The 409-nt window shown below is 45.5% G+C and carries 1 protein-coding gene; it reads right to left on the bottom strand.

What is annotated here, in order from left to right:
* Positions 1-409 (bottom strand): hypothetical protein (locus KH400_RS21620; protein ID WP_217228162.1); only part of this gene is annotated, 409 nt, incomplete at both ends.

Below are 409 nucleotides of genomic sequence, written 5' to 3'. Positions count from 1 at the left end.
CTCTTAATCTCATCAATACCCTTTTTGATTACCGCAAAGGTATCTTTGACACCACTCCATGCGCCACCGCTAAAAGCTTTGGCATAAGGCGCAATAATTCTGGCACCTTCACCAATTCCATTAGCTACGCCAACCAGCGAATCCGTTATGCGCTTTGAATTAGACTTCAGCTTATCAATATCCGTGAAACTACCTGAAAGTTTTCCTAGAATATTCTTGAATGCGCCACCTTTAGCAATCCCGTCAGAGAAACCTTGCATGATTTCAGACAGCATGTAGCCACCAGCAGCCTTACCAGAACGCAAGACACCAGGTAGCGTTGAATTGAAGCGTTCTGACGCCTTAGAGATACCACCAGAATTACCATATCGATCAATTCCACGGTATGCGGTTTGCGCAGATACTGCGC

It is taken from the genome of Desertibacillus haloalkaliphilus (assembly GCF_019039105.1).
Lineage (GTDB): Bacteria > Bacillota > Bacilli > Bacillales > KJ1-10-99 > Desertibacillus > Desertibacillus haloalkaliphilus.
The sequence above is the reverse complement of the archived record's forward strand: the minus strand, read 5'-3'. Positions and strand labels throughout refer to the sequence as shown.